Genomic DNA, 19579 nt, shown 5'->3' on the forward strand with positions numbered 1-19579 from the left:
ATGGCGTTCACCTACGGCCAGCTCGTCAGTGGCGGAGTGGGCAAGCAGCTCGCCACCACCCTCGGCCTGCCGCGCCCGGCCCGGCTGCGTCGCCACCAGCTCGGCGGCTCCCTCGTCCCCGGGGCCGTGCTCGTCGCCGGTCACGGTGACGCGCCCGTCGCCGAGCGGGTCCGCCACCTGCTCGAGGACGCCGGGGTCCAGGTCGCGTCCCTGCCGTCGACGTCGGTGGTCGGTGTGGTCCTCGACCTCACCGCCATCGAGACTCCGGCCGACCTCGAGACCCTGCGCTCCGTCCTCGGCCCGGCCCTCAGGACGCTCGCACCCACCGGACGCGTCATCGTCGTGGGCCGACCGCCCGAGGGCACCGGCTCCGTCTCCCAGGCCGCGGCGCGCCGCTCTCTCGAGGGGGTCGTCCGCTCGGTCGGCAAGGAGATGCGAGCCGGGGGGACCGCCAACCTCGTCCTCGTGGACGACGGCGCCGACGCCGGCGTCGACGCGACGGTGCGCTTCCTGCTCTCCGGCCGCTCCGCCTACGTCTCCGGACAGGTGTTCCACGTCGGCCGACCGGTCGGCGAGCTCGTCGCCCCGGCCGACTGGGACCAGCCGCTCGCCGGCAAGGTCGCGGTCGTCACGGGTGCCGCCCGCGGCATCGGTGCGGCCATTGCCGACACCCTGGCCCGCGACGGGGCCACGATCATCGCCGTCGACGTGCCCGCCGCCGGTGGGCCGCTCGCCGAGGTCGCGAACCGGCTCAGTGGCACGGCCCTGCAGCTCGACGTCACGGCGGAGGATGCCGGCGCCAGGATCGTCGAGCACGCGCAGGCCCGCCACGGCGGCTTCGACATCGTCGTCCACAACGCCGGCATCACCCGCGACAAGCTGCTCGCCAACACCGACGCGGACCGGTGGGACGCCGTCCTCCAGGTCAACCTCCTGTCGATCCTGCGGATGAACGAGGCACTGGTCCCCGCCATCCGCGAGGGCGGCCACATCGTCCATATCAGCTCGATCGCCGGGATCGCGGGCAACCGCGGGCAGAGCCACTACGCCGCATCCAAGGCCGGTGTCATCGGGATGACCCAGGCCCTGGCCGCCGACGACGCCGTCCTCGCCAAGGGGATCACCGTCAACGCGGTCGCACCCGGCTTCATCGAGACCGAGATGACGGCCGCGGTGCCCTTCGCGACCCGTGAGATCGGTCGGCTGACGAACTCGCTGTCCCAGGGCGGTCAGCCCGTCGACGTCGCCGAGACGATCGGCTACTTCGCCTGGGACGCCAACCGCGCCGTCACCGGCAACGTGGTCCGGGTCTGCGGCCAGATGCTGCTGGGGGCCTGATGCCGAGCACCGAGACCTTTCGTGAGGCGCCCTCTCTCGCGAGGGTCTTCGTCAGGGCGGCCGTGGCCGGCAAGAAGTCCGGCACGACCCTGCCGGACACCGAGCTGGTCCTGGCAGGGCACGAGGTCGACCGCGGGCGCCTCATGGACTACCAGCGGCTCTGCGGCTTCGCCGTCGACGACGCGCTCCCGCACACCTACCCGCACCTCCTCGGCTTCCCCCTGCAGGTCGAGCTCATGGGTCGCTCCTCGTTCCCGCTGCCGCTCCCCGGCCTCGTGCACGTCGAGAACACGATCACCGTGCGGCGCACGATCACCGCGTCCGACGTGATCGACGTCGCCGTGCACGCCGAGCACCTGCGGGACCACCCCAGGGGCCGTCAGGTCGACCTCGTCACCGAGGCCAGCGTCGAGGGTGAGCCGGTGTGGAGCGGACGCAGCACCTACCTCGCCCGAGGCAAGGGCAACCCCGACGCGCAGCGCGGGGCCGAGGCGCCGTCCCTGCCCCGGGGGTTCCCTGCCGCGCAGTGGTCCCTGCCCGGTGACCTGGGTCGGCAGTATGCCGCCGTGTCCGGTGACGTGAACCCGATCCACCTCCACGCGCTCACCGCGAGGGCCATGGGCTTCCCCAGGGCGATCGCCCACGGCATGTGGACGTCGGCGCGCGTCCTCGGCGCCCTCGGGCGCCGGGCGAGCGGACCGAGCACGTCCCACGTGTGGTTCAGGAAGCCGGTGCTGCTGCCGGGCCGGGTGGACCTCCTCGTCGACCGGAGCGGACCCCTGCTCGTCGCCGGGCTGCGCTCCGCCCGCACGCCCGAGGTCGAGCACCTCGTCCTGACGCTCGAGACCGCCTGACGTCACGCCGAAGGTGCTGGGGTGAAGCCGAACACCCGCCCGTAGAAGGCCAGCTCGCGGGTGACCGAGTCCTCGATCGCCTCGGCCGCACGGAACCCGTGGCCCTCCTCCGGGTACATCACGAGGTCGACGTCCTTCCCGGCCGCACGCAGGGCCGCGGCCATGCTCTCCGCCTGTGCGGGCGGCACGACCTCGTCGATCCCGCCCTGGAGCAGCAGCACCGCCCCCTGCACGGCGTCGAGGTGGTGGATGGGGGAGCGCTCGACGTACAGGTCCTTCGCCTCCGGGTACGGACCCACGAGGCGGTCGAGGTAGCGCGACTCGAACTTGTGGGTGTCGGACGCCAGTGCCTCGAGGTCGGCCACCCCGAAGTAGCTCGTGCCCGCGGCGAAGGCGTCGCTCGTCGTGAGGGCCCGCAGGACGGAGTAGCCCCCGGCGCTACCGCCGCTGATGGCGAGCCGGTCGCCGTCGACCAGTCCGGCGTCGGCGAGCGAGCGGGCGCCCGTGACGACGTCGTCGATGTCGACGACCCCCCACCGCCCGAGCAGCCGGTCCCGGTAGGCCCGCCCGTGTCCGGTGCTGCCCGAGTGGTTGACGTCGAGGACCGCGAAGCCCCGCGTCGTCCAGAACGCTCGTCCGAGCTGCAGCCCTGCCTCGGCCCGGGCCGTCGGCCCGCCGTGGACGAAGACGAGCAGCGGCGGCAGCTCCCCGTCGGGCCCCACCGCCTGCGCGTGCCCCGGCGGGAGGAAGACGCCGTGCACGTCCAGGCCGCCGCTGTTGGTCCAGCTCCACGCCTGCGGCGCGGTGGCGTATGCCGGGTCGAGACCGTCGTCGCGGCTGCGCCGGAGCGTCGTGACCGGTCCACCGATGCGTCCGCGGACGACGACGGGGAGCTCGGTGGGGGTGCCGACCCGGACGACGATCTCGTCACCCACCGCCTGGAGGTGGTCGAACTGCACGCCCGGCACACCGGCGTCGGCGAGGTCTCCGGTCTCCGGGTCGAGGACGCCGAGGCGACCGACCCCGTCGGCCCACCAGTGCACCAGCGCGCGGCCGTCGTCGAGGAGGGCGTAGTCGCCCATGCCGAGGACCCACTGTGGCTGCATGAAGTCCGACTCGGTGCGGTGGACCGCCTCTGGTCCGGACCCGCCGTCGCGCATGAGGTTCCACCAGCCGGAGGCGTCCGAGACGAACCACAGCGAGCCGTCGGGTGCGAAGCGGGGCTGGCCGACGCTCACGTCCTCGTCGGCCGCGACGACCTCCCAGGCGCTCGCCCCGTCCGACGCGGCACCGGCCAGCACCGCTCGCCGCAGGGTCGTCGTGTCCCACGGCATGTTCGGGTGGTCCCACGTCACCACGGCGAGCTCGAGGCCGTCGGGGGACAGGGCCGGGCGGCCGACGAAGTCGGTGCCCTCCCAGATCACCGTCCCGCCGTCGGCGTTGTCGTCGTCGACCGAGAGGCGCACGAGCGTGTTGACCGGCTCCCCGTCGCCCGAGTGGTCCTCGCGGACCGCGAGGACGAAGCCGTCCGCGAGGACGAGCCCGCCGTAGCGGAACCCTCCCTCGGGCGTGATCGCGCGCAGGGACCCGTCGGCCGCCACGACGTGCACCCTGAGGTCCGGCATGGTCGTGACGACCACGGTCCCGGAGCGGACGGCATACGCGCCGCCGCCGTACTCGTGCACCCGGGAACGGACGTTGACCCCCTCGCCCACGACGTCGTCCACCGCCCCGGTCGAGCCCACGTGGCGGACGAGGACGACGCGGCCGTTCTCCCAGGGTCGCGACTCGAGCCAGTAGGTGTCGGAGCCGTCCACGCGCACCTCGTCGAGGCCACGGGTGGCGGCGGTGAGCGCGGCGGGGGACAGGGGCGAGGGCCAGGAGCCGAACGGCAGAACGGTCATGACGACCAAACTAGACCGCGGACCCGCGACGGCTGGCGCGCGGCGCTGCCCCCGACGTACCGTCGCCGCATGGTGAGCCTGGCCCGTCCGCACGTCCGATACCAGCAGTCCTACCTGGCGGCCTCCGACGAGTTCCTCGCCGCGGGGGACGAGCAGCACGGCGGCATCCTCGTGTGGCCGGCCGACGAGACCTTCCCCGGCGTCGAGTTCACCCGCGACGGGCTCGCGGACCCGGAGGAGTTCGAGCGCTTCGTCGCCAACCGGATCGGTGACGAGGACCCGGACTCGCCGCGCCCGTCCGGCTGGGTGGCGTGCACCTACCTGTGGATGGTGGACGGCGACGAGTACGTCGGGGCGATCTCGCTGCGGCACAGCCTCGACAACCCCTTCCTCGCCGAGCTCGGTGGCCACATCGGCTACAGCGTCCGGCCCTCGGCCCGTCGGCGCGGGCATGCGGTCGACGCCCTGCGGCAGGCGGTGGTGCTGGCAGGTGGGCGGGGGATCGACCGGGTCCTCGTGACCTGTGACGAGGACAACGTGGCCTCGGCGCGCACCATCGAGTCCGCCGGCGGACGCCACGAGGACACCCGGCAGGGGCGGCGGCGCTACTGGATCGTCCCGGGCCGCTGAGCCGCGCCGCCCTCAGATGCGGTGGTGCACCCACACCCCGGGCTCGACGTAGACGGCGTGGTCGTGCTCGACGCTCACATGGACGGGGTTGAGCGCGAACGGCACCTCGACGTCGCCTGTCTCGTCGAACGGCAGCCCCGTCCAGGAGCGCCACTCGGCCAACGTGCCCGAGATCGTCATCGCGCGCGGGCAGACGCCCTCGATCGTGGCGCCGACGCGAACGTGCAGCCGCAGCCAGGGGTCCTCGGGGAGGCCGTCGTCGCGGAGCCCCGCGAGGTAGTCACTCATGGGCAGCCGCGGGCGCCGGTGCTTGCCGTTCGGCCGCACCGGTGCGACGAGGTCCGAGAATCCCAGACGAGCGGCGTTCTGCCGCTTGGCCTCCAGCATGACTGAGGCCAGCCCGGTGCCCTGGAGGTCGCTGCGGATCGCGACCTCGAGCCCCGACACGTGAGTGGGGCTGCGCCCCGAGAGCTCGTCGAGCCACGCCCAGCGGATGACGCCGTCCCAGCCGTCGTCCGGGAGCCGCGGCCGCCCGACGGCGTCCCCCATCGCGAAGGGGACCGAGTGGGACTTCGCCACGAGGCGTCCCGGGTCGGCAGCGTCCCACGCGACGAGGGTCCACGCGGCATACGTCGTCGTGGCCCGGGAGTAGTAGAGGTCGCCCATGGGGTCGTGCCGCATGAACTCCGGCCACGTGTCGTCGAAGTCGCGGAGGAGACCCGCGAGGTCGGGTCGGTCGGTGAGGCTGGCGACGACGAGGTCCATGCCTGTGACCGTCCCACACGTGAGCCCGGTCGCGCCCGCGTTTTCCCTCAGTCCCGGTCTGCGGGGGCGCCGCTCATCGGCTCGTCACCCGGCGCCACGCGTGCAGGGCCAGGCCGGGCACGGCGGCCACGGCGAGGATGCGCAGGACGACGTCCCAGGCCAAGGAGGTGGTGCCGAGGAGCGACTGGAGCGGACCGGCATACACCGCGGCGACGAGGAGACCGCCGGCCACGAGCACCGCCAGGTCGAGGGTCCGGGCAGGCATGCCGCCACGGTTCGCCCGGGGTGCCCGCAGCGCGAGTGCGACGCCCAGCTGGCCGGCGCCGAGCGCCAGGAAGATCGCCGTGCGGCGCTGGTGCTCGTCGCCCTCGGCGAACCCGCCGACGACCAGCGCCATCAGGGTGAGTCCGAGGGTGACCGCGACGAGCCGGGCCAACGCCCTCCGAGGGAAGATCGGCTCGGCCGGCGCTCTCGGCGGCCTGGTCATCTCGTCGGAGCTGATGGGCTCGGACCCGAAGGCGACACCCACGAAGCCGTGGGTGAAGAGGTTGATCCAGAGGATCTGCGCGGGCAGCAGCGGGAGGGTCAGCCCCACCGTGAAGCCCCCCAGCATCACGCCCACCTCGGCCAACCCTCCCGAGACGGCGAACGCGAGGAAGGACTGGATGTTGGCGTAGATGCGCCGCCCCTCCTCGACAGCGGCCGTCACCGAGGCGAGGTCGTCGTCGGTGAGGACGAGGTCGGCGGACTCCTTGGCCACCTCCGTGCCGCTCCGCCCGGCCGCCACGCCGATGTCCGCTCGTCGCAGCGCAGGGGCGTCGTTGACCCCGTCACCGAGCATCGCCACGACCTCGCCGCCACCCTGGAGGGCTTCGACGACGTCGACCTTCTGGTCCGGCTTCACGCGGGCGACCACGGTGAGCTCGCGACAGCGCTCGGCGGTGAGCGCGTCCGGAGTGACCCCGTCCACGGGGAGCACGTGCGGGTCGGTGATGCCGACGCGCGTCGCGATGGCCTGCGCGGTGCCGGCGTGGTCCCCGGTGACGAGGACCACCCTGATGCCCGCCTGCCGGAGCCCGCTCACGACGTCCGCGGCCGTCGCGCGGGGCGGGTCACCGATGCCGACGAGCCCGGCCAGCCGCCACGGGTGCCGGTCCATGCGGTCGGCGACCGCGAGGACCCGCAGCCCGGAGGCGGCCAGCTCGGCCGCGGCGCCCATCGCGGCGGTGACGGCGACATCCGGTGCCAGCGCCACCAGCACCGACTCCGGCGCTCCCTTGCGCACCTCGAGCTCGTGGCCGTCCGCATCACGGTGGGTCGTCGTCATGGTGCGCGTGTGGTGGTCGAAGGGGCTCTCGGCCGTGCGGGGCCAGACCGTCCGCCAGGACTCCGGAGGCGGACCGGCCTTTGCCCCGAGGGCGAGCAGGGCTCCTTCGAGGGGGTCCCCGAGCACCGTCCAGTCGTCCTCGTCCTCGTCACGGCGCAGCTCGGCGTCGTTGCAGAGCACCACGTCCCGCAGCAGGCGGTGCAGCTCGTCGTGGTCCTCGCAGAGGCGACCGTCGGAGCCCGCGATGGTTCCCGCCGGGTCGTAACCCTGGCCCGTGACCTCGAGTCGCTCCCCGTTCAGCCAGACCACCTGGGCCAGCATGCGGCCCTCGGTGATCGTGCCGGTCTTGTCGGTGGCGACCACGGTGACCGACCCGAGCGTCTCCACGGCCGACAGGGTGCGCACGACCGCGTTGCGCCGCGCCATGCGGTGGGCGCCCAGCGCCAGGGCGACGGTGACGACGGCGGGAAGCGACTCCGGCACGGCGGCCACCGCGAGGCTCAGACCGACCACGACCATCTCCGTCCACGGCCGTCCCTGGACCAGCCCGATGCCGACCACGAGCGCGGTCAACGTGAGCACGAGGGCGACCAGCGCGCGGCTCAGGGAGGCGAGGCGTCGTTGCAGGGGTGTGGGTCGCACCCCCGTCGTGGCGATGAGCTCCGCGATCTGCCCGATCCCGCTCGCCGCCCCCGTGCGGGTGACGAGGACGGTGGCGCTGCCCCGGGTCACCCGGGTGCCCCCGATCACCTCCTCGCCGGTGGCGTGAGGGACGGGCAGCGACTCACCGGTGATGGGAGCCTCGTCGAGCTCGAGCTCACGACCGTCGACGACGACGGCGTCGGCCGGGACGATGTCGCCCGCGAGCAGCTGGACCACGTCACCGGGGACGAGCTGGTCCGCGGGCAGCTCCTCCGTGTGCCCGTCACGCCTCACGCGCGCGGTCGGGGCCACGAGCCTGCGGATCTCGTCCATGGCGCGTTCGGCGCGGAACTGCTGGACGACACCCGCGGTGGTGTTGAACACGACCACGGCCATGATGATGATGGTGTCCGGCCAGTCGCGCAGCATCGCGGTCACCGTGGATGCAGCCAGGAGGAGCAGGATCATCGGGTCCCGCAGCTGGTCCAGCGCGCGGCCGAGCACTCCCCGGCGTGGTGGCTCCGGTGCCCGGTTGGGCCCGACCTCGGCCAGGAGCTGGTGCGCCTCGTGGGTCGTCAGCCCGTCGGGCACGATGTCGAGCGGCACGGACTCCTCCAGCGCGGGTGGTGAGGGGACCAGTCAAGAGCGCGAGGCCGTCGCCGACGAGTGCCGAAGGTCCCCCCGCCGGGAGCGAAGGAGCTTGTGCAGGGCGTCGGCCGCGACGAGCGCCACCGCCCCGGCCAGCGCCCAGCCCCAGCCCGCCGCGGACGGCCACGCGCCGCCGAGCAGCGCGGCCACCGGAGCGACGCCGAGGAACACGAGGAGGAGGCCGAGCTCGGAGCCCACCGCCAGCAGGAGGGAGGGGTTGCCGGCGACCCCCGAGCGCCACACCGGCACCGTGTCGCTCCGGCACGCGAACGCGTTGGACATCTGCGCGAGTGCGATCGTCGCGAAGGCCGTGCCCGACGCACCCGCCAGGAGGGCGGCACCGGGTTCCTCGCCCCAGCTCCACCCGCCCCCCACCAGCACGGCGGTGAAGGCCACGAGCGCCGCCGCGGCCTCGGTCGGCCCCAGCACCCCGAACGCACGGAGCAGGAGTCGACGGTCGACCAGCGTGCGGGAGCGGCCGCGCCCGTCCATGACCCGGCGGCTGGGTGGCTCCGCGCCCAGCGCGAGGGCGGGGAGCATGTCCGTGCCGATGTCGAGCGCCAGCACCTGGAGCACCCCGATCGCGAGCGGGAACTGACCACCACTCAGCGCCCAGGCAGCGAAGGGGGCGAGCTCGGCGACGTTGTCGGTGAGGTGGTAGGTGAGGAACCGCCGGACGTTGGCGAAGGTCGCCCTCCCGAGCTCGACGGCGGTGACGATGGTGCCGAAGTGGTCGTCGAGGAGCACGAGGTCCGCGGCCTCTCGGGCGACGTCGCTCCCCGAGGCGCCCATCGCGACGCCGACGTCCGCCTCACGCAGCGCCGGGGCGTCGTTGACGCCGTCACCGGTCATGGCGACGACGTGTCCGCGGTCACGCAGCGCCCTGGCGATCCTCAGCTTGTCCCCGGGCGTCACCCGGGCGACCACGACGCCGTCGGCCCGGTCGAGCGCGACGCCGAGGGCGTCGTCGTCCTCCGGGAGCTCGCGGCCGTCCAGCACGACGCCTCCGGCGTGGAGGAGCCCGATCTCCCGGGCGACGGCCTCGGCGGTGCGGGGGTGGTCCCCGGTCACCATCGCGAGGCTGATGCCGGCACGGAAGCAGGCGGCGACCGCCCCGGCGACGTCCGGTCGAGGGGGGTCCTCCAGCCCGAGCAGCCCGAGCAGCTCCAGGTCCCGCTCGAGTGCGTCGGGCTCGGTCTCCCCGTGCCACGGCCGTGACGCGACGGCGAGCACCCGCAGCCCACGCCCCGTCATCGCGGCCAGCGCCCGTCTCGCGGCAGCCTGGTCCCCGGAGCAGTGCTGCAGCACGTGCTCCGGTGCGCCGAGGGTCTGCACCTGCTCGTCGGTGACCACTGAGCTCATCATCCGCTCGGGCGTGTAGGGCGCACTCGCCAGGACCGGCACGCTCGTCAGCGCCGCACCGGCACGCAGGGCGGCGCAGTAGATGGCGGCCTCCATCGGCTCGCCCTGCGCGTGCCACTCCCCGGACCGTTCCTCCACCCGGCCGGCCACGCAGCGCGTCGCCGCCCCCGCCACCCGGCGGACGGCCCGGCGGTCCTCCTCGGACGCCCCCACGATCCCGGTGGGCTCGTAGCCCGACCCCGTGACGGCCACCGTTCGCCCCGGGGTCCACACCGTCACCACGGACATCCTGTTCTGCGTGACGGTCCCTGTCTTGTCGGTGCAGATGAACGTCGTCGCACCCAGGGTCTCGACCGCGTCGAGGCGCCGCACCAGCGCCTGCCGGTGAGCCATGAGCTGGGCACCGCGCGCGAGCGACAGCGTGACCGTCGGCAGGAGCCCCTCCGGAACCAGGGCCACCGTCACGCCCACGGCGAAGAGGAAGGCGCTCGTCGGCGCCAGCCCCAGGGCGAGACCCCCGAGGCCCAGCGCGGTGCCGGTGGCGCAGGCGACGAGGGCGACGACACGGACCACTCCCGCCAGCTCGACGGACATCGGGCTGGGTGGGCGGGTGGCCTCCGCGGCGAGGTGCGAGATCTCGGCCAGCGTCGTCCGTGGACCCGTCGCCGTGACCAGGGCCTCGCCCTCACCCTGGACGACGAACGTGCCGGCCATGAGCGGGTCACCGTCGACGTGGGTGACCGGTTCGCTCTCGCCGGTGACGAGGGACTCGTCCACCCGCAGGCCTCGTCCGGCCAGCACCTCGTGGTCGGCGGCCAGCCGGTCACCGGCGGTCAGCTCCACGACGTCGCCGGGGACGAGCTCCTCGGCGCCGAGGCTGTGGACGCGCCCGTCCCGGCGGACCCGCACCCGAGCCGGCATCATCGCGCGGAGGCGTTCGGCGGAGCGGTCCGCGCGGCGCTCCTGCCAGAACGCGAAGAGCGCATTGAGGACCACCACCACGGCGATCGCCCCGGCCAGCGCGGGCAGGCCCCCGAGCAGCGCCAGTCCGGAGGCGACGATGAGCAGCAGGGCCAAGAGGTGCGTGAACTGGCCGGCCAGCTCCCGCCAGGGGGAGGGCCCACGTGCGGTCGGCAGGGTGTTGGGCCCGACGTCCGCCAGCCGACGTGCGGCCTCCTCGGACGTCAGCCCCTGCCGGAGCCCGACGGGATCCCGGACACGCTCCACCCAGCCAGCGTGGGACGGAGCCCCGGCACGGCCACAGGGCCGAAGGTCACGGGTCCGCGGGTGCGGGCCGCGGTGTCCGTGGGCGCCGCGGTCCGTCGGTCAGGGTCGGTCGACGGCCATCTCGCCGAGCTCGGACCACCCGGTGCCCGGCACGGTCGCGTTGACGACTCGCGGGGTCGCGGCGAGGTACGGCGGGAGCTCTCGCTGCGCCGCGCGGAAGTGCTCGGAGCCGACGTGGGCCGCGCCCGCCTCGTCGTCACGGAAGGCCTCGACGAGCACGTACTCGCTGGCGTCGTCCAGGCTGCGGGACCAGTCGAACCACAGGCACCCGTCCTCCGCGCGGGTGGCCTCGGTGAACGCCCGGGAGATGTCGGGCCAGCGGTCGGCGTGCTCGCGCCGGACGGCGAATCGGGCGGTGATGAAGATCAAGGCTGCTCCTGCGCGGTCGGGGTGGTGCCGGTCGCCCGACCCTACCGAGCAGGCCGGAACTGCGTCGCGCGAGCGATTTTCGGGCGGATAGCATCGGTGTGCCGTCCCGCACCCGAAGCGGACGGCATACCTCCCGCAGTCCCCACCCCAGGAGATTCCACCGTGTCGTCAGCCCAGATCACCCTTCACGTCGCCGGAGACGAGCGATCGGTGGCGGCGGACACGACCGCGGCGGAGCTGTTCGAGGGGCAGCGCGACGTCCTCGTGGCCCGCGTCAACGGGGAGCTGCGCGACCTGGCCCACGCGCTCGCCGACGGAGACGTCGTCGAGCCGGTGACGGCGCAGGAGCAGGACGGGCTGGACGTCCTGCGGCACAGCGCCGCCCACGTCCTCGCGCAGGCCGTGCAGCAGGTGCACCCGGAGGCCAAGCTGGGCATCGGACCGCCGGTGCGCGACGGCTTCTACTACGACTTCGACGTGGCCGAGCCGTTCACGCCCGACGACCTCAAGGCCCTCGAGAAGGTCATGCAGAGGATCGTCAACGAGGGCCAGGCCTTCGTCCGGCGCGAGACCAGCGACGAGGCGGCCCTGGCCGAGCTCGCGGACGAGCCCTACAAGTGCGAGCTCATCGGCCTCAAGGGCGGCGCCGCTGCCGAGGCCGCCGAAGGCGCCGACGTCGAAGTGGGCGGCGCCCAGCTGACCATCTACGACAACGTCCGTCGCGACGGCACCCGGGCCTGGGGCGACCTGTGCCGGGGCCCGCACGTGCCGACGACCAAGGTGCTCGGCAACGCGTTCAAGGTCATGCGCAGCGCCGCCGCGTACTGGCGCGGCTCCGAGAAGAACCCGCAGCTCCAGCGGATCTACGGGACGGCCTGGGCGAGCAAGGACGAGCTCAAGGCCTACCTCGACCGCCTCGCCGAGGCCGAGAAGCGCGACCACCGCAGGCTCGGTGCCGAGCTCGACCTCTACTCCTTCCCCGAGGAGCTGGGTTCTGGCCTGCCGGTGTTCCACCCCAAGGGCGGCGTCATCAAGCGCGAGATGGAGGACTACGTCCGTCGGCGCCACATCGAGGAGGGCTTCGAGTACGTCGGCACACCGCACATCTCCAAGGAGTCCCTGTTCCACACCTCCGGCCACCTGCCCTACTTCGCCGAAGGCATGTTCCCGCCGTTCGACCTGGACGGGACGGACTACCGGCTCAAGGCGATGAACTGCCCGATGCACAACCTCATCTTCCGTTCCCGTGGACGCTCCTACCGGGAGCTTCCGCTGCGGCTGTTCGAGTTCGGTTCGGTCTACCGCAACGAGAAGTCCGGTGTCGTGCACGGCCTGACTCGCGTCCGAGGCCTCACTCAGGACGACTCGCACTCCTACGTCACCACCGAGCAGGCCGGCGACGAGATCAAGCACCTGCTCGACTTCTGCCTCGGTCTCTTTCGCGACTTCGGCCTCGACGACTTCTACCTCGAGCTGTCCACCCGTGACGAGGAGGGCGACAAGAAGGACAAGTTCATCGGCACCGACGAGCAGTGGGCCGAGGCGACGTCCGTCCTCGAGCGGGTGGCGACCGAGTCCGGTCTGGTCCTCGTGGCGGACCCGGGCGGGGCCGCCTACTACGGCCCCAAGATCTCGGTGCAGGCCCGTGACGCCATCGGCCGCACCTGGCAGCTGTCGACCATCCAGTACGACTTCAACCAGCCCGAGCGCTTCGGCCTCGAGTACCAGGCGAGCGACGGCACCCGGAAGCAGCCGGTGATGATCCACTCGGCGAAGTTCGGCTCGATCGAACGGTTCATCGGCGTCCTGGTCGAGCACTACGCCGGCGCGTTCCCGGTGTGGCTCAGCCCCGTCCAGGTGCTCGGCGTGCCCGTCGCGGACGAGTACAACGACTACCTCTGGGGCGTCCTCACGCAGATGAAGGCCAAGGGCATCCGGGTCGAGCTCGACGAGAGTGACGACCGCTTCCCCAAGAAGATCCGCAACGGGAGCAAGTCCAAGGTGCCGTTCATCCTCATCGCCGGCGAGGAGGACCGCGCGGCCGGAGCCGTGTCCTTCCGCTACCGCGACGGGTCGCAGAAGAACGGCGTGCCGGTCGAGGACGCCATCGCCGAGGTCCTCACCGCGGTCGAGACCCGCGCCCAGGTCTGAGGCGGGCGTGCCGCCGGTGATCCGCCTCGCGGAGCCCCGTGACGCCCTGGCCGTGGCGGCACTGACGCTGCAGGACGACCGGGAGTGCGGCGCGACCGTCCAGCCGGGCTTCCTCGACCGGTTCGCGGACGCCTGGCTGGCCGACCACGACCGGGTGACCCTCCTCGCCGAGGCCGACGACGGCCGCCCTCTCGGCGTCGTCACCGCCGCCGTCGTGACGAAGCTGCCGAGCTCACGACGCCCCGACGGCCGGTGGCTGCACGTGTCCCTGCTCTTCGTGACGAAGGACGCGCGCGGCGCCGGGCTCGGGGCCGCGCTCCTCGGTGCCCTGCGCGACTGGGCGCTGGCGCACGAGGTCGGGCGGATGCAGCTCAACGCCGCCCCCGGGGCACGCTCGCTCTACACCCGGGCCGGCTTCGGGCCACCGACGGACGCGCTCATGGAGTGGCGCGCCGACGGTCTCGGGTGAGCGGACGGCATACGCCGCGGAGCGTTCCTTCCTTGACATGGGGGCCGGCCGTCACGGGCTCCAGACCATGCGGACGTCCGGCTCGCCCTCCTCGTTGTCACCCTCGGTCCACTCCACCGGCACGAACCCGTGCCGCTCGTAGAACCTCACGGCCCGGGTGTTGCTCTGGAAGGCCCACAGCTGCAGCCCCCGAGGAAGCCTCTCGCGCGCCAGGCGGAGGAAGCGCGCACCCAGGCCACGCCCGGTGTGCGGCGCCGCGATGTACAGGTGCGCCAGCTCATCGGGCTCCCTGAGCGCAAGGAAGCCGACGGCACGGTGCTCCACCTCCGCCACCCACACCTCGCACTGGCGCAGCACGACCTCGCGCATGAACGGCTCGACGGTGCTCCGGTCGTGCGGGATCATCGGGATCTGCGGCGACGACTCCGATCGCACGCGCCAGTACAGCTCAGCCAGGGCAGCGGCGTCGTCGGGGGTTGCCGGACGCACCGTGGGGGCGCCCGGGTCGGTGCTTCTCACCATCGCTTCATAGGATCACAGGATGAGCGACGCACTCGAGCCCGACACCAGCTTCGCGGGGGTGCCGGACGGGTTCGACCGGCTCTGGACGCCACACCGGATGGCCTACGTGACGGGGGAGCGCCCCTCGACCCACGCGGGGGACGGGTGCCCGTTCTGCGCGGCGCCGGGTCGCGACGACGCCGAGGGCCTCATCGTCCAGCGGGGCGTGCACTGCTACGTCGTCATGAACCTCTTCCCCTACAACCCCGGCCACGTCCTCGTCTGCCCGTACCGGCACGTCTCGCTCTACGTCGACCTCACCGACGAGGAGACGACCGAGTTCACCGACCTCACGAAGACGGCGATCCGTGCGCTGAACGAGTCCTCCGGGCCGCAGGGCTTCAACATCGGCATGAACCAGGGCGAGGTCGCCGGCGCGGGCGTCGCGGCCCACCTCCACCAGCACATCGTGCCGCGCTGGGGCGGCGACATGAACTTCCTGCCCGTCGTCGGGCAGACCAAGGCGCTGCCGGTCCTCCTCGAGGACGCGCGGCGCCGGCTCGCGGAAGCCTGGCCGGTGCAGTGACGTCGGGCCATTAGGCTGACCGCACCATGCTCAACAAGTACGCGCGCCCGTTCTTCACGAAGCTGCTCACCCCGCTGGCCTCGGTCCTCCTCAGAGCCGGGGTCAGTCCTGACGTCGTGACGATCGTCGGCACCCTCGGGGTGAGCCTCGGCGCGCTGCTCTTCTACCCGCGCGGCGAGTTCCTCATCGGCACCCTCGTCATCACGGCGTTCGTGTTCTCGGACACCGTCGACGGGATCATGGCCCGCCGCTCTGGCCGTTCGAGCACGTGGGGGGCCTTCCTCGACTCGACGCTCGACCGCGTCGCCGACGCCTCCGTCTTCGGTGGGCTCGTGCTCTTCTACGCCGGCGGGCAGAGCGTGCGTCCGGGCGGCGCCTTCGAGGTCTCCGCGGGGCTCATGGCCGCCCTCGCCCTGGCCTGCCTCATCCTCGGGATGGTCGTGTCCTACGCCAGGGCCCGCGCCGAGGGGCTCGGCATGACCGCCAACGTCGGGATCGCCGAGCGGGCCGAGCGCCTCGTCGCCGTCCTCGTGACGACCGGTCTCGTCGGGTGGTTCCTCCCGGAGGTCTTCCTCACCGTGGTGCTCGCGCTCCTCGCCCTCGCGAGCCTGGTCACGGTGGTCCAGCGGATGCTCGAGGTCCGCCGTCAGGCCCTCGACGTCGCGTGAGCGCGCGGGCCGGGGACGCCGTCTCCCGAACCACCGACGCGGTGACCGTGGCCGGCTTCCGGGTCGGCTGGTCGCTCATCCGCCGTATGCCGGAGGGCGCGGCCCATGCGCTCTTCGACCGGATCGCCGACCTCACCGTTGCCCGGGGCGGGGGAGCGCGGCTGCGCGCCAACTACGCGACGGTGCGACCCGAGCTCGACGACGCCGCGCTCGACCGGCTCGTCCGTGACGGGATGCGGGCCTACATGCGGTACTACTGCGAGGCGTTCCGGCTGCCGGTGCTCACCGCGGACGACCTCGCGGCGCGGGTGCGGGTCGAGGGCGACGGTCCGGTCCGGGAGGTGCTCGCCGACGGCGGGTCGCTCGTCTGCTTCCTCGGCCACCTCGGCAACTGGGACCTCGCCGGGGCCTGGGGCGCGGTGCACCTGGGGCCGGTCACGACGGTCGCCGAGCGCCTCGAGCCCGAGAAGGTCTTCGAGGAGTTCCTCGCGTTCCGCACCGGGCTCGGCATGACCATCCACCCGCTGACGGGTGGGGACCCGCCCTTCCCGCTGCTGCGGCAGGCGGCCCGGCGCCGTGGCCTCATCCCGCTGCTGTCCGACCGCGACCTCTCCCGCGACGGGGTCGAGGTCGACTTCTGCGGTGAGCCCGCTCGGATGGCAGCCGGCCCCGCGGCGCTGGCCCTCGCCGAGCGGCGCCCGCTCTTCCCGGTCTCGATCCGGCACGAGCGCACCGGTCACCGGTGGGGCATCGTCATCACCTTCCACGACCCGGTGGTCGTCCCCGAGTCCGGGACCACGCGGGCCAAGGTGACGGCCATGACCCAGTCGTGTGCCGACGTCCTCGGCGAGACCGTCCGGACCCACACCGCCGACTGGCACATGCTCCAGCCGGTCTTCACCAAGGACCTCGACCTCGCACGGCTCGCCCGGGCCGGTGGCGCATGAGGATCGGACTCGTCTGCCCCTACGCCTTCGACGTCCCCGGCGGGGTCCAGTTCCACGTCCGCGACCTCGCCGAGTTCTTCACCGCGCAGGGTCACGACGTCTCCGTCCTCGCGCCGGTGGACGACGGCGGGGCCAGCCTGCCGGCATACGTCACGTCGTGCGGCCGGGCGGTCCCGGTGCGCTACAACGGGTCGGTCGCGCGGCTGACCTTCGGGCCGGTGACGTCCTCGCGGGTGAGCCGGTGGCTGGAGGAGGGCGACTTCGACGTGCTGCACCTCCACGAGCCGGTGACGCCGAGCGCCTCGCTCATGGCCCTGTGGGCGTCGTCGGAGCCGGTCGTCGCGACGTTCCACACGTCCAACATCCGCTCCCGCGCCATGCACGCCGCCAACCCGTTGCTGCGCCCGTCGACCGAGAAGATCCGGGCCCGCATCGCCGTGTCCGAGGAGGCCCGCCAGACGGTGCGTCGCCACCTCGGCGGTGACGCGTACATCATCCCCAACGGCGTCGACACGCACCGGTTCGCGCCCGACGGCGCGGTGACGCGCTGGACGGGGACCCCGGAGCGGCCCACGCTGGCGTTCCTCGGCCGCATCGACGAGCCGCGCAAGGGACTCGACGTCGTGGTCGCCGCCATGCCAGCCGTCCTCGACGCCCTCCCCGGTGCCCGCCTCGTCGTGGCGGGCCCCGGCGACGTCGACGAGATCGCCGAGTCCCTCGACCCCCGGGTGCGGGCCGCGGCCGAGTTCCTCGGTGCGGTCTCCGAGGACGACAAGGTGGCCCTGCTGAGGTCGGCCGACCTCTACGTCGCGCCGCACACGGGCGGTGAGAGCTTCGGGATCGTGCTCGTCGAGGCGATGTCGGCGGGTGCGCCGGTGCTCGCCAGCGACCTCGAGGCGTTCGTGGCCGTGCTCGGCAGCGGGCCGGCCGGGCGCACCTTCCCGGTGGGGGACAGCGCCGCCCTCGCGCGCGCCGTCGTGGAGCTGGTCGGCGACCCCGGCGAACGGCAGCGACTCAGCGACCTCGGGCTGCGACGGGCCCGGTCCTTCGACTGGGGAGTCGTCGCGGAACGTGTCATGGCGGTGTACGAGACCGTGATCGAGGGCGCGGACAGCTCCCCGGTCGAGCCCGCCCTGCGCGCCGGCCTGCTCGGGCGGCTGCGCTGGCCGATGAGAGGTGAGGCGTGATGGACATCCTGCAGATCGCGACGACGGTGGCCCTCGTGCTGCTCGCCGTGGCCTGGTACCTGTCGTACTCCGCCTCGCGGCTCGACCGGCTCCACGCGAAGGTCGAGGGTGCGGTGTCCGCCCTCGACGCCCAGCTCGTCCGGCGCGCCGAGGCCACCCTCGAGCTCGCGACGAGCGGGGCCCTCGACCCCGCGACGTCGCTGCTGCTCGCCGACGCCGCGAGCGAGGCGCTCGAACGCCACACCCACCAACCGCTGAGCCACGACCCGCTGGAGGGGCAGACCTTCGCCGGTCGCGAGGACACCGAGACCAACCTCACCGAGGTCCTGCGGGCGGTCCTGCAGGAGGACACGGTCGCCGCCCTCCGTGCCGACGTCGAGGGTGTCGGCGCCGACGGGCTGTCGCGGGTGGAGGCGAGTGCCCTGCGCGTCCAGCTGGCCCGCCGTTTCCACAACGACGCGGTCCGCGAGGTACGCCGGGTCCGGACCAAGTGGGTGGTCCGGCTGTTCCGTCTCGCCGGTCACGCGGCTCTGCCTCACCGGGTCGACTTCGACGACGACCTTCCGCCTGCAGTGGTCGACTGAGACCGCTCTAGACTGGCGCGCATGAGCGACTCCCGCACCCCCGCCGCAGCCCCCACGACCACCTCCCACACCGGCACGACCCGGGTGAAGCGCGGCATGGCCGAGATGCTCAAGGGCGGCGTCATCATGGACGTCGTCAACGTCGAGCAGGCCAGGATCGCCGAGGACGCCGGTGCCGTGGCCGTGATGGCCCTGGAGCGGGTCCCCGCCGACATCCGCGCCCAGGGCGGCGTCTCCCGCATGTCCGACCCCGACATGATCGACGCCATCATCGAGGCCGTCTCGATCCCGGTCATGGCCAAGGCCCGCATCGGCCACTTCGTCGAGGCCCAGGTCCTGCAGTCCCTCGGCGTCGACTACATCGACGAGTCCGAGGTGCTCACCCCCGCCGACTACGCCAACCACATCGACAAGTGGAACTTCACGGTCCCGTTCGTCTGCGGCGCCACCCACCTCGGCGAGGCGCTGCGCCGCATCACCGAGGGCGCGGCGATGATCCGCTCCAAGGGCGAGGCCGGCACCGGTGACGTCTCCAACGCCACGATGCACATGCGCAAGATCCGGGCGGAGATCCGCCGCCTGCACGGGATGGCCGACGACGAGCTCTACGTCGCGGCCAAGGAGCTCCAGGCGCCGTTCGACCTCGTCAAGGAGGTCGCCGTCGCCGGCAAGCTGCCGGTCGTGCTCTTCACCGCCGGCGGTATCGCCACCCCCGCCGACGCCGCCATGATGATGCAGCTCGGCGCTGAGGGCGTGTTCGTCGGCTCCGGCATCTTCAAGTCGGGCAACCCGACCGAGCGCGCCGAGGCCATCGTCAAGGCGACGACGTTCCACGACGACCCCGACGTCATCGCCAAGGTGTCGCGTGGCCTCGGCGAGGCCATGGTCGGCATCAACGTCGACGAGATCCCCGAGCCGCACCGCCTGGCCGAGCGCGGCTGGTAAGCCCGAGGGGGGCGTGCACAACTCGCCAATTCCCCTCCTGCGGTACAGACACGCCGTGTGTGTCGCGTACCGGAGGGGAGGAATTGGCGAGTTGTGCGCGGGGGAGGTGGGTCAGTGGGGGATGCGGTGAGCGTGCGTGTAGATGCTCATCCGGCGCCCCCGGGCAAACCCGACGAGGGTCACGCCCAGCCGGTCGGCGGCCTCGATCGCCAGCGACGACGGCGCCGACACGCACGCCAGCACGGACACCTCGGAGACGGCGGCCTTCTGGACGATCTCGAAGCTGGCCCGGCTCGACACGACGAGCAGCGCGCCCGCCGTCTCGATGCCGAGCACGAGCGCACCACCGAGCACCTTGTCGACGGCGTTGTGGCGCCCGATGTCCTCGCGCACGATCGCGAGGTCGTGCGCCCCC

General features: G+C 72.9%; 18 protein-coding genes. 11 read left to right on the forward strand and 7 right to left on the reverse strand.

The window, feature by feature from the left end; genetic code table 11:
- The gene (locus N801_RS12845) at window positions 1–1338 is read left to right on the forward strand and encodes a 3-oxoacyl-ACP reductase (protein ID WP_035938420.1); all 1338 of its coding nucleotides are present in this window, start codon (window positions 1–3) and stop codon (window positions 1336–1338) included.
- Window positions 1338–2192, forward strand: a complete 855-nt coding sequence (locus tag N801_RS12850; protein WP_035938423.1) for a MaoC/PaaZ C-terminal domain-containing protein — start codon at window positions 1338–1340, stop codon at window positions 2190–2192. The genes N801_RS12845 and N801_RS12850 overlap by 1 nt, the downstream gene beginning before the upstream one ends.
- Window positions 2193–2194: 2 nt before the next feature.
- Here the strand turns inward: N801_RS12850 and N801_RS12855 are convergent, their stop codons facing one another.
- Window positions 2195–4096 carry an alpha/beta hydrolase family protein gene (locus N801_RS12855; RefSeq protein WP_035938425.1) on the reverse strand — a complete coding sequence of 634 codons (1902 nt, stop codon included), beginning with the start codon at window positions 4094–4096 and terminating at the stop codon, window positions 2195–2197.
- A 69-nt stretch (window positions 4097–4165) separates the two neighbouring features.
- Between N801_RS12855 and N801_RS12860 the strand changes: the two genes are divergently transcribed.
- On the forward strand, window positions 4166–4726 hold the full coding sequence (locus N801_RS12860) for a GNAT family N-acetyltransferase (RefSeq protein ID WP_035938426.1): 561 nt from the start codon (window positions 4166–4168) through the stop codon (window positions 4724–4726).
- Between the two features lie 12 nt (window positions 4727–4738).
- Here the strand turns inward: N801_RS12860 and N801_RS12865 are convergent, their stop codons facing one another.
- The 4 genes from N801_RS12865 to N801_RS12880 all read right to left on the reverse strand — a co-directional run bounded on the left by N801_RS12865 (window position 4739) and on the right by N801_RS12880 (window position 11126).
- A complete protein-coding gene (locus N801_RS12865; RefSeq protein WP_035938427.1) occupies window positions 4739–5491 on the reverse strand; it encodes a hypothetical protein in 753 nt (250 codons plus the stop codon).
- A 73-nt stretch (window positions 5492–5564) separates the two neighbouring features.
- The gene (locus N801_RS12870; protein WP_035938430.1) at window positions 5565–8066 is read right to left on the reverse strand and encodes a cation-translocating P-type ATPase; all 2502 of its coding nucleotides are present in this window, start codon (window positions 8064–8066) and stop codon (window positions 5565–5567) included.
- A gap of 33 nt (window positions 8067–8099) precedes the next feature.
- A complete protein-coding gene (locus N801_RS12875; protein ID WP_035938432.1) occupies window positions 8100–10697 on the reverse strand; it encodes a cation-translocating P-type ATPase in 2598 nt (865 codons plus the stop codon).
- A gap of 99 nt (window positions 10698–10796) precedes the next feature.
- Window positions 10797–11126: a putative quinol monooxygenase gene (locus tag N801_RS12880; RefSeq protein WP_035938435.1), complete on the reverse strand. Its 330-nt coding sequence runs from the start codon at window positions 11124–11126 to the stop codon at window positions 10797–10799.
- 162 nt (window positions 11127–11288) lie between these two features.
- On the opposite strand from N801_RS12880, the gene thrS reads away from it, so the two are divergent.
- Window positions 11289–13277: a threonine--tRNA ligase gene (gene thrS, locus N801_RS12885; protein ID WP_035938438.1), complete on the forward strand. Its 1989-nt coding sequence runs from the start codon at window positions 11289–11291 to the stop codon at window positions 13275–13277.
- 16 nt (window positions 13278–13293) lie between these two features.
- Window positions 13294–13746, forward strand: coding sequence for a GNAT family N-acetyltransferase (locus N801_RS12890; protein ID WP_169744269.1), 453 nt, complete (start codon window positions 13294–13296; stop codon window positions 13744–13746).
- A 51-nt stretch (window positions 13747–13797) separates the two neighbouring features.
- Here the strand turns inward: N801_RS12890 and N801_RS12895 are convergent, their stop codons facing one another.
- Complete coding sequence (locus N801_RS12895; protein WP_035938442.1) at window positions 13798–14268, reverse strand: GNAT family N-acetyltransferase; 471 nt, start codon at window positions 14266–14268, stop codon at window positions 13798–13800.
- 19 nt (window positions 14269–14287) lie between these two features.
- On the opposite strand from N801_RS12895, the gene N801_RS12900 reads away from it, so the two are divergent.
- The 6 genes from N801_RS12900 to pdxS are packed head-to-tail and all read left to right on the forward strand — an operon-like array spanning window position 14288 to window position 19164.
- Entirely contained in the window at window positions 14288–14833 is a 546-nt protein-coding gene (locus tag N801_RS12900; RefSeq protein ID WP_035938444.1) for an HIT family protein, read from the forward strand.
- A gap of 26 nt (window positions 14834–14859) precedes the next feature.
- The gene (pgsA, locus tag N801_RS12905) at window positions 14860–15501 is read left to right on the forward strand and encodes a phosphatidylinositol phosphate synthase (protein ID WP_035938447.1); all 642 of its coding nucleotides are present in this window, start codon (window positions 14860–14862) and stop codon (window positions 15499–15501) included.
- On the forward strand, window positions 15498–16448 hold the full coding sequence (locus N801_RS12910; protein ID WP_052112975.1) for a phosphatidylinositol mannoside acyltransferase: 951 nt from the start codon (window positions 15498–15500) through the stop codon (window positions 16446–16448). Before pgsA ends, N801_RS12910 begins: the two co-directional genes overlap by 4 nt.
- Window positions 16445–17635 carry a glycosyltransferase family 4 protein gene (locus N801_RS12915; RefSeq protein ID WP_035938449.1) on the forward strand — a complete coding sequence of 397 codons (1191 nt, stop codon included), beginning with the start codon at window positions 16445–16447 and terminating at the stop codon, window positions 17633–17635. The genes N801_RS12910 and N801_RS12915 overlap by 4 nt, the downstream gene beginning before the upstream one ends.
- Window positions 17635–18219 carry a hypothetical protein gene (locus tag N801_RS12920; protein WP_052112977.1) on the forward strand — a complete coding sequence of 195 codons (585 nt, stop codon included), beginning with the start codon at window positions 17635–17637 and terminating at the stop codon, window positions 18217–18219. Before N801_RS12915 ends, N801_RS12920 begins: the two co-directional genes overlap by 1 nt.
- A gap of 21 nt (window positions 18220–18240) precedes the next feature.
- The gene (gene pdxS, locus N801_RS12925) at window positions 18241–19164 is read left to right on the forward strand and encodes a pyridoxal 5'-phosphate synthase lyase subunit PdxS (protein WP_035938452.1); all 924 of its coding nucleotides are present in this window, start codon (window positions 18241–18243) and stop codon (window positions 19162–19164) included.
- Between the two features lie 111 nt (window positions 19165–19275).
- Here the strand turns inward: pdxS and N801_RS12930 are convergent.
- Window positions 19276–19579, reverse strand: a 304-nt coding sequence (locus tag N801_RS12930) for a formate dehydrogenase accessory sulfurtransferase FdhD (protein ID WP_035938454.1), incomplete at its 5' end; no start/stop codon positions are given.

It is taken from the genome of Knoellia aerolata DSM 18566 (assembly GCF_000768695.1).
Taxonomy (GTDB): Bacteria; Actinomycetota; Actinomycetes; order Actinomycetales; family Dermatophilaceae; genus Knoellia; species Knoellia aerolata.

What these genes read in the sequence shown, in the direction of transcription:
- N801_RS12845 (WP_035938420.1), top strand. Translation starts at nt 1, where the DNA reads ATGGCGTTCACCTACGGCCAGCTCGTCAGTGGCGGAGTGGGCAAGCAG.
- N801_RS12850 (WP_035938423.1), top strand. Translation starts at nt 1,338, where the DNA reads ATGCCGAGCACCGAGACCTTTCGTGAGGCGCCCTCTCTCGCGAGGGTC.
- N801_RS12855 (WP_035938425.1), bottom strand. Translation starts at nt 4,096, where the DNA reads ATGACCGTTCTGCCGTTCGGCTCCTGGCCCTCGCCCCTGTCCCCCGCC.
- N801_RS12860 (WP_035938426.1), top strand. Translation starts at nt 4,166, where the DNA reads ATGGTGAGCCTGGCCCGTCCGCACGTCCGATACCAGCAGTCCTACCTG.
- N801_RS12865 (WP_035938427.1), bottom strand. Translation starts at nt 5,491, where the DNA reads ATGGACCTCGTCGTCGCCAGCCTCACCGACCGACCCGACCTCGCGGGT.
- N801_RS12895 (WP_035938442.1), bottom strand. Translation starts at nt 14,268, where the DNA reads ATGGTGAGAAGCACCGACCCGGGCGCCCCCACGGTGCGTCCGGCAACC.
- N801_RS12900 (WP_035938444.1), top strand. Translation starts at nt 14,288, where the DNA reads ATGAGCGACGCACTCGAGCCCGACACCAGCTTCGCGGGGGTGCCGGAC.
- pgsA (WP_035938447.1), top strand. Translation starts at nt 14,860, where the DNA reads ATGCTCAACAAGTACGCGCGCCCGTTCTTCACGAAGCTGCTCACCCCG.
- N801_RS12915 (WP_035938449.1), top strand. Translation starts at nt 16,445, where the DNA reads ATGAGGATCGGACTCGTCTGCCCCTACGCCTTCGACGTCCCCGGCGGG.
- N801_RS12920 (WP_052112977.1), top strand. Translation starts at nt 17,635, where the DNA reads ATGGACATCCTGCAGATCGCGACGACGGTGGCCCTCGTGCTGCTCGCC.
- pdxS (WP_035938452.1), top strand. Translation starts at nt 18,241, where the DNA reads ATGAGCGACTCCCGCACCCCCGCCGCAGCCCCCACGACCACCTCCCAC.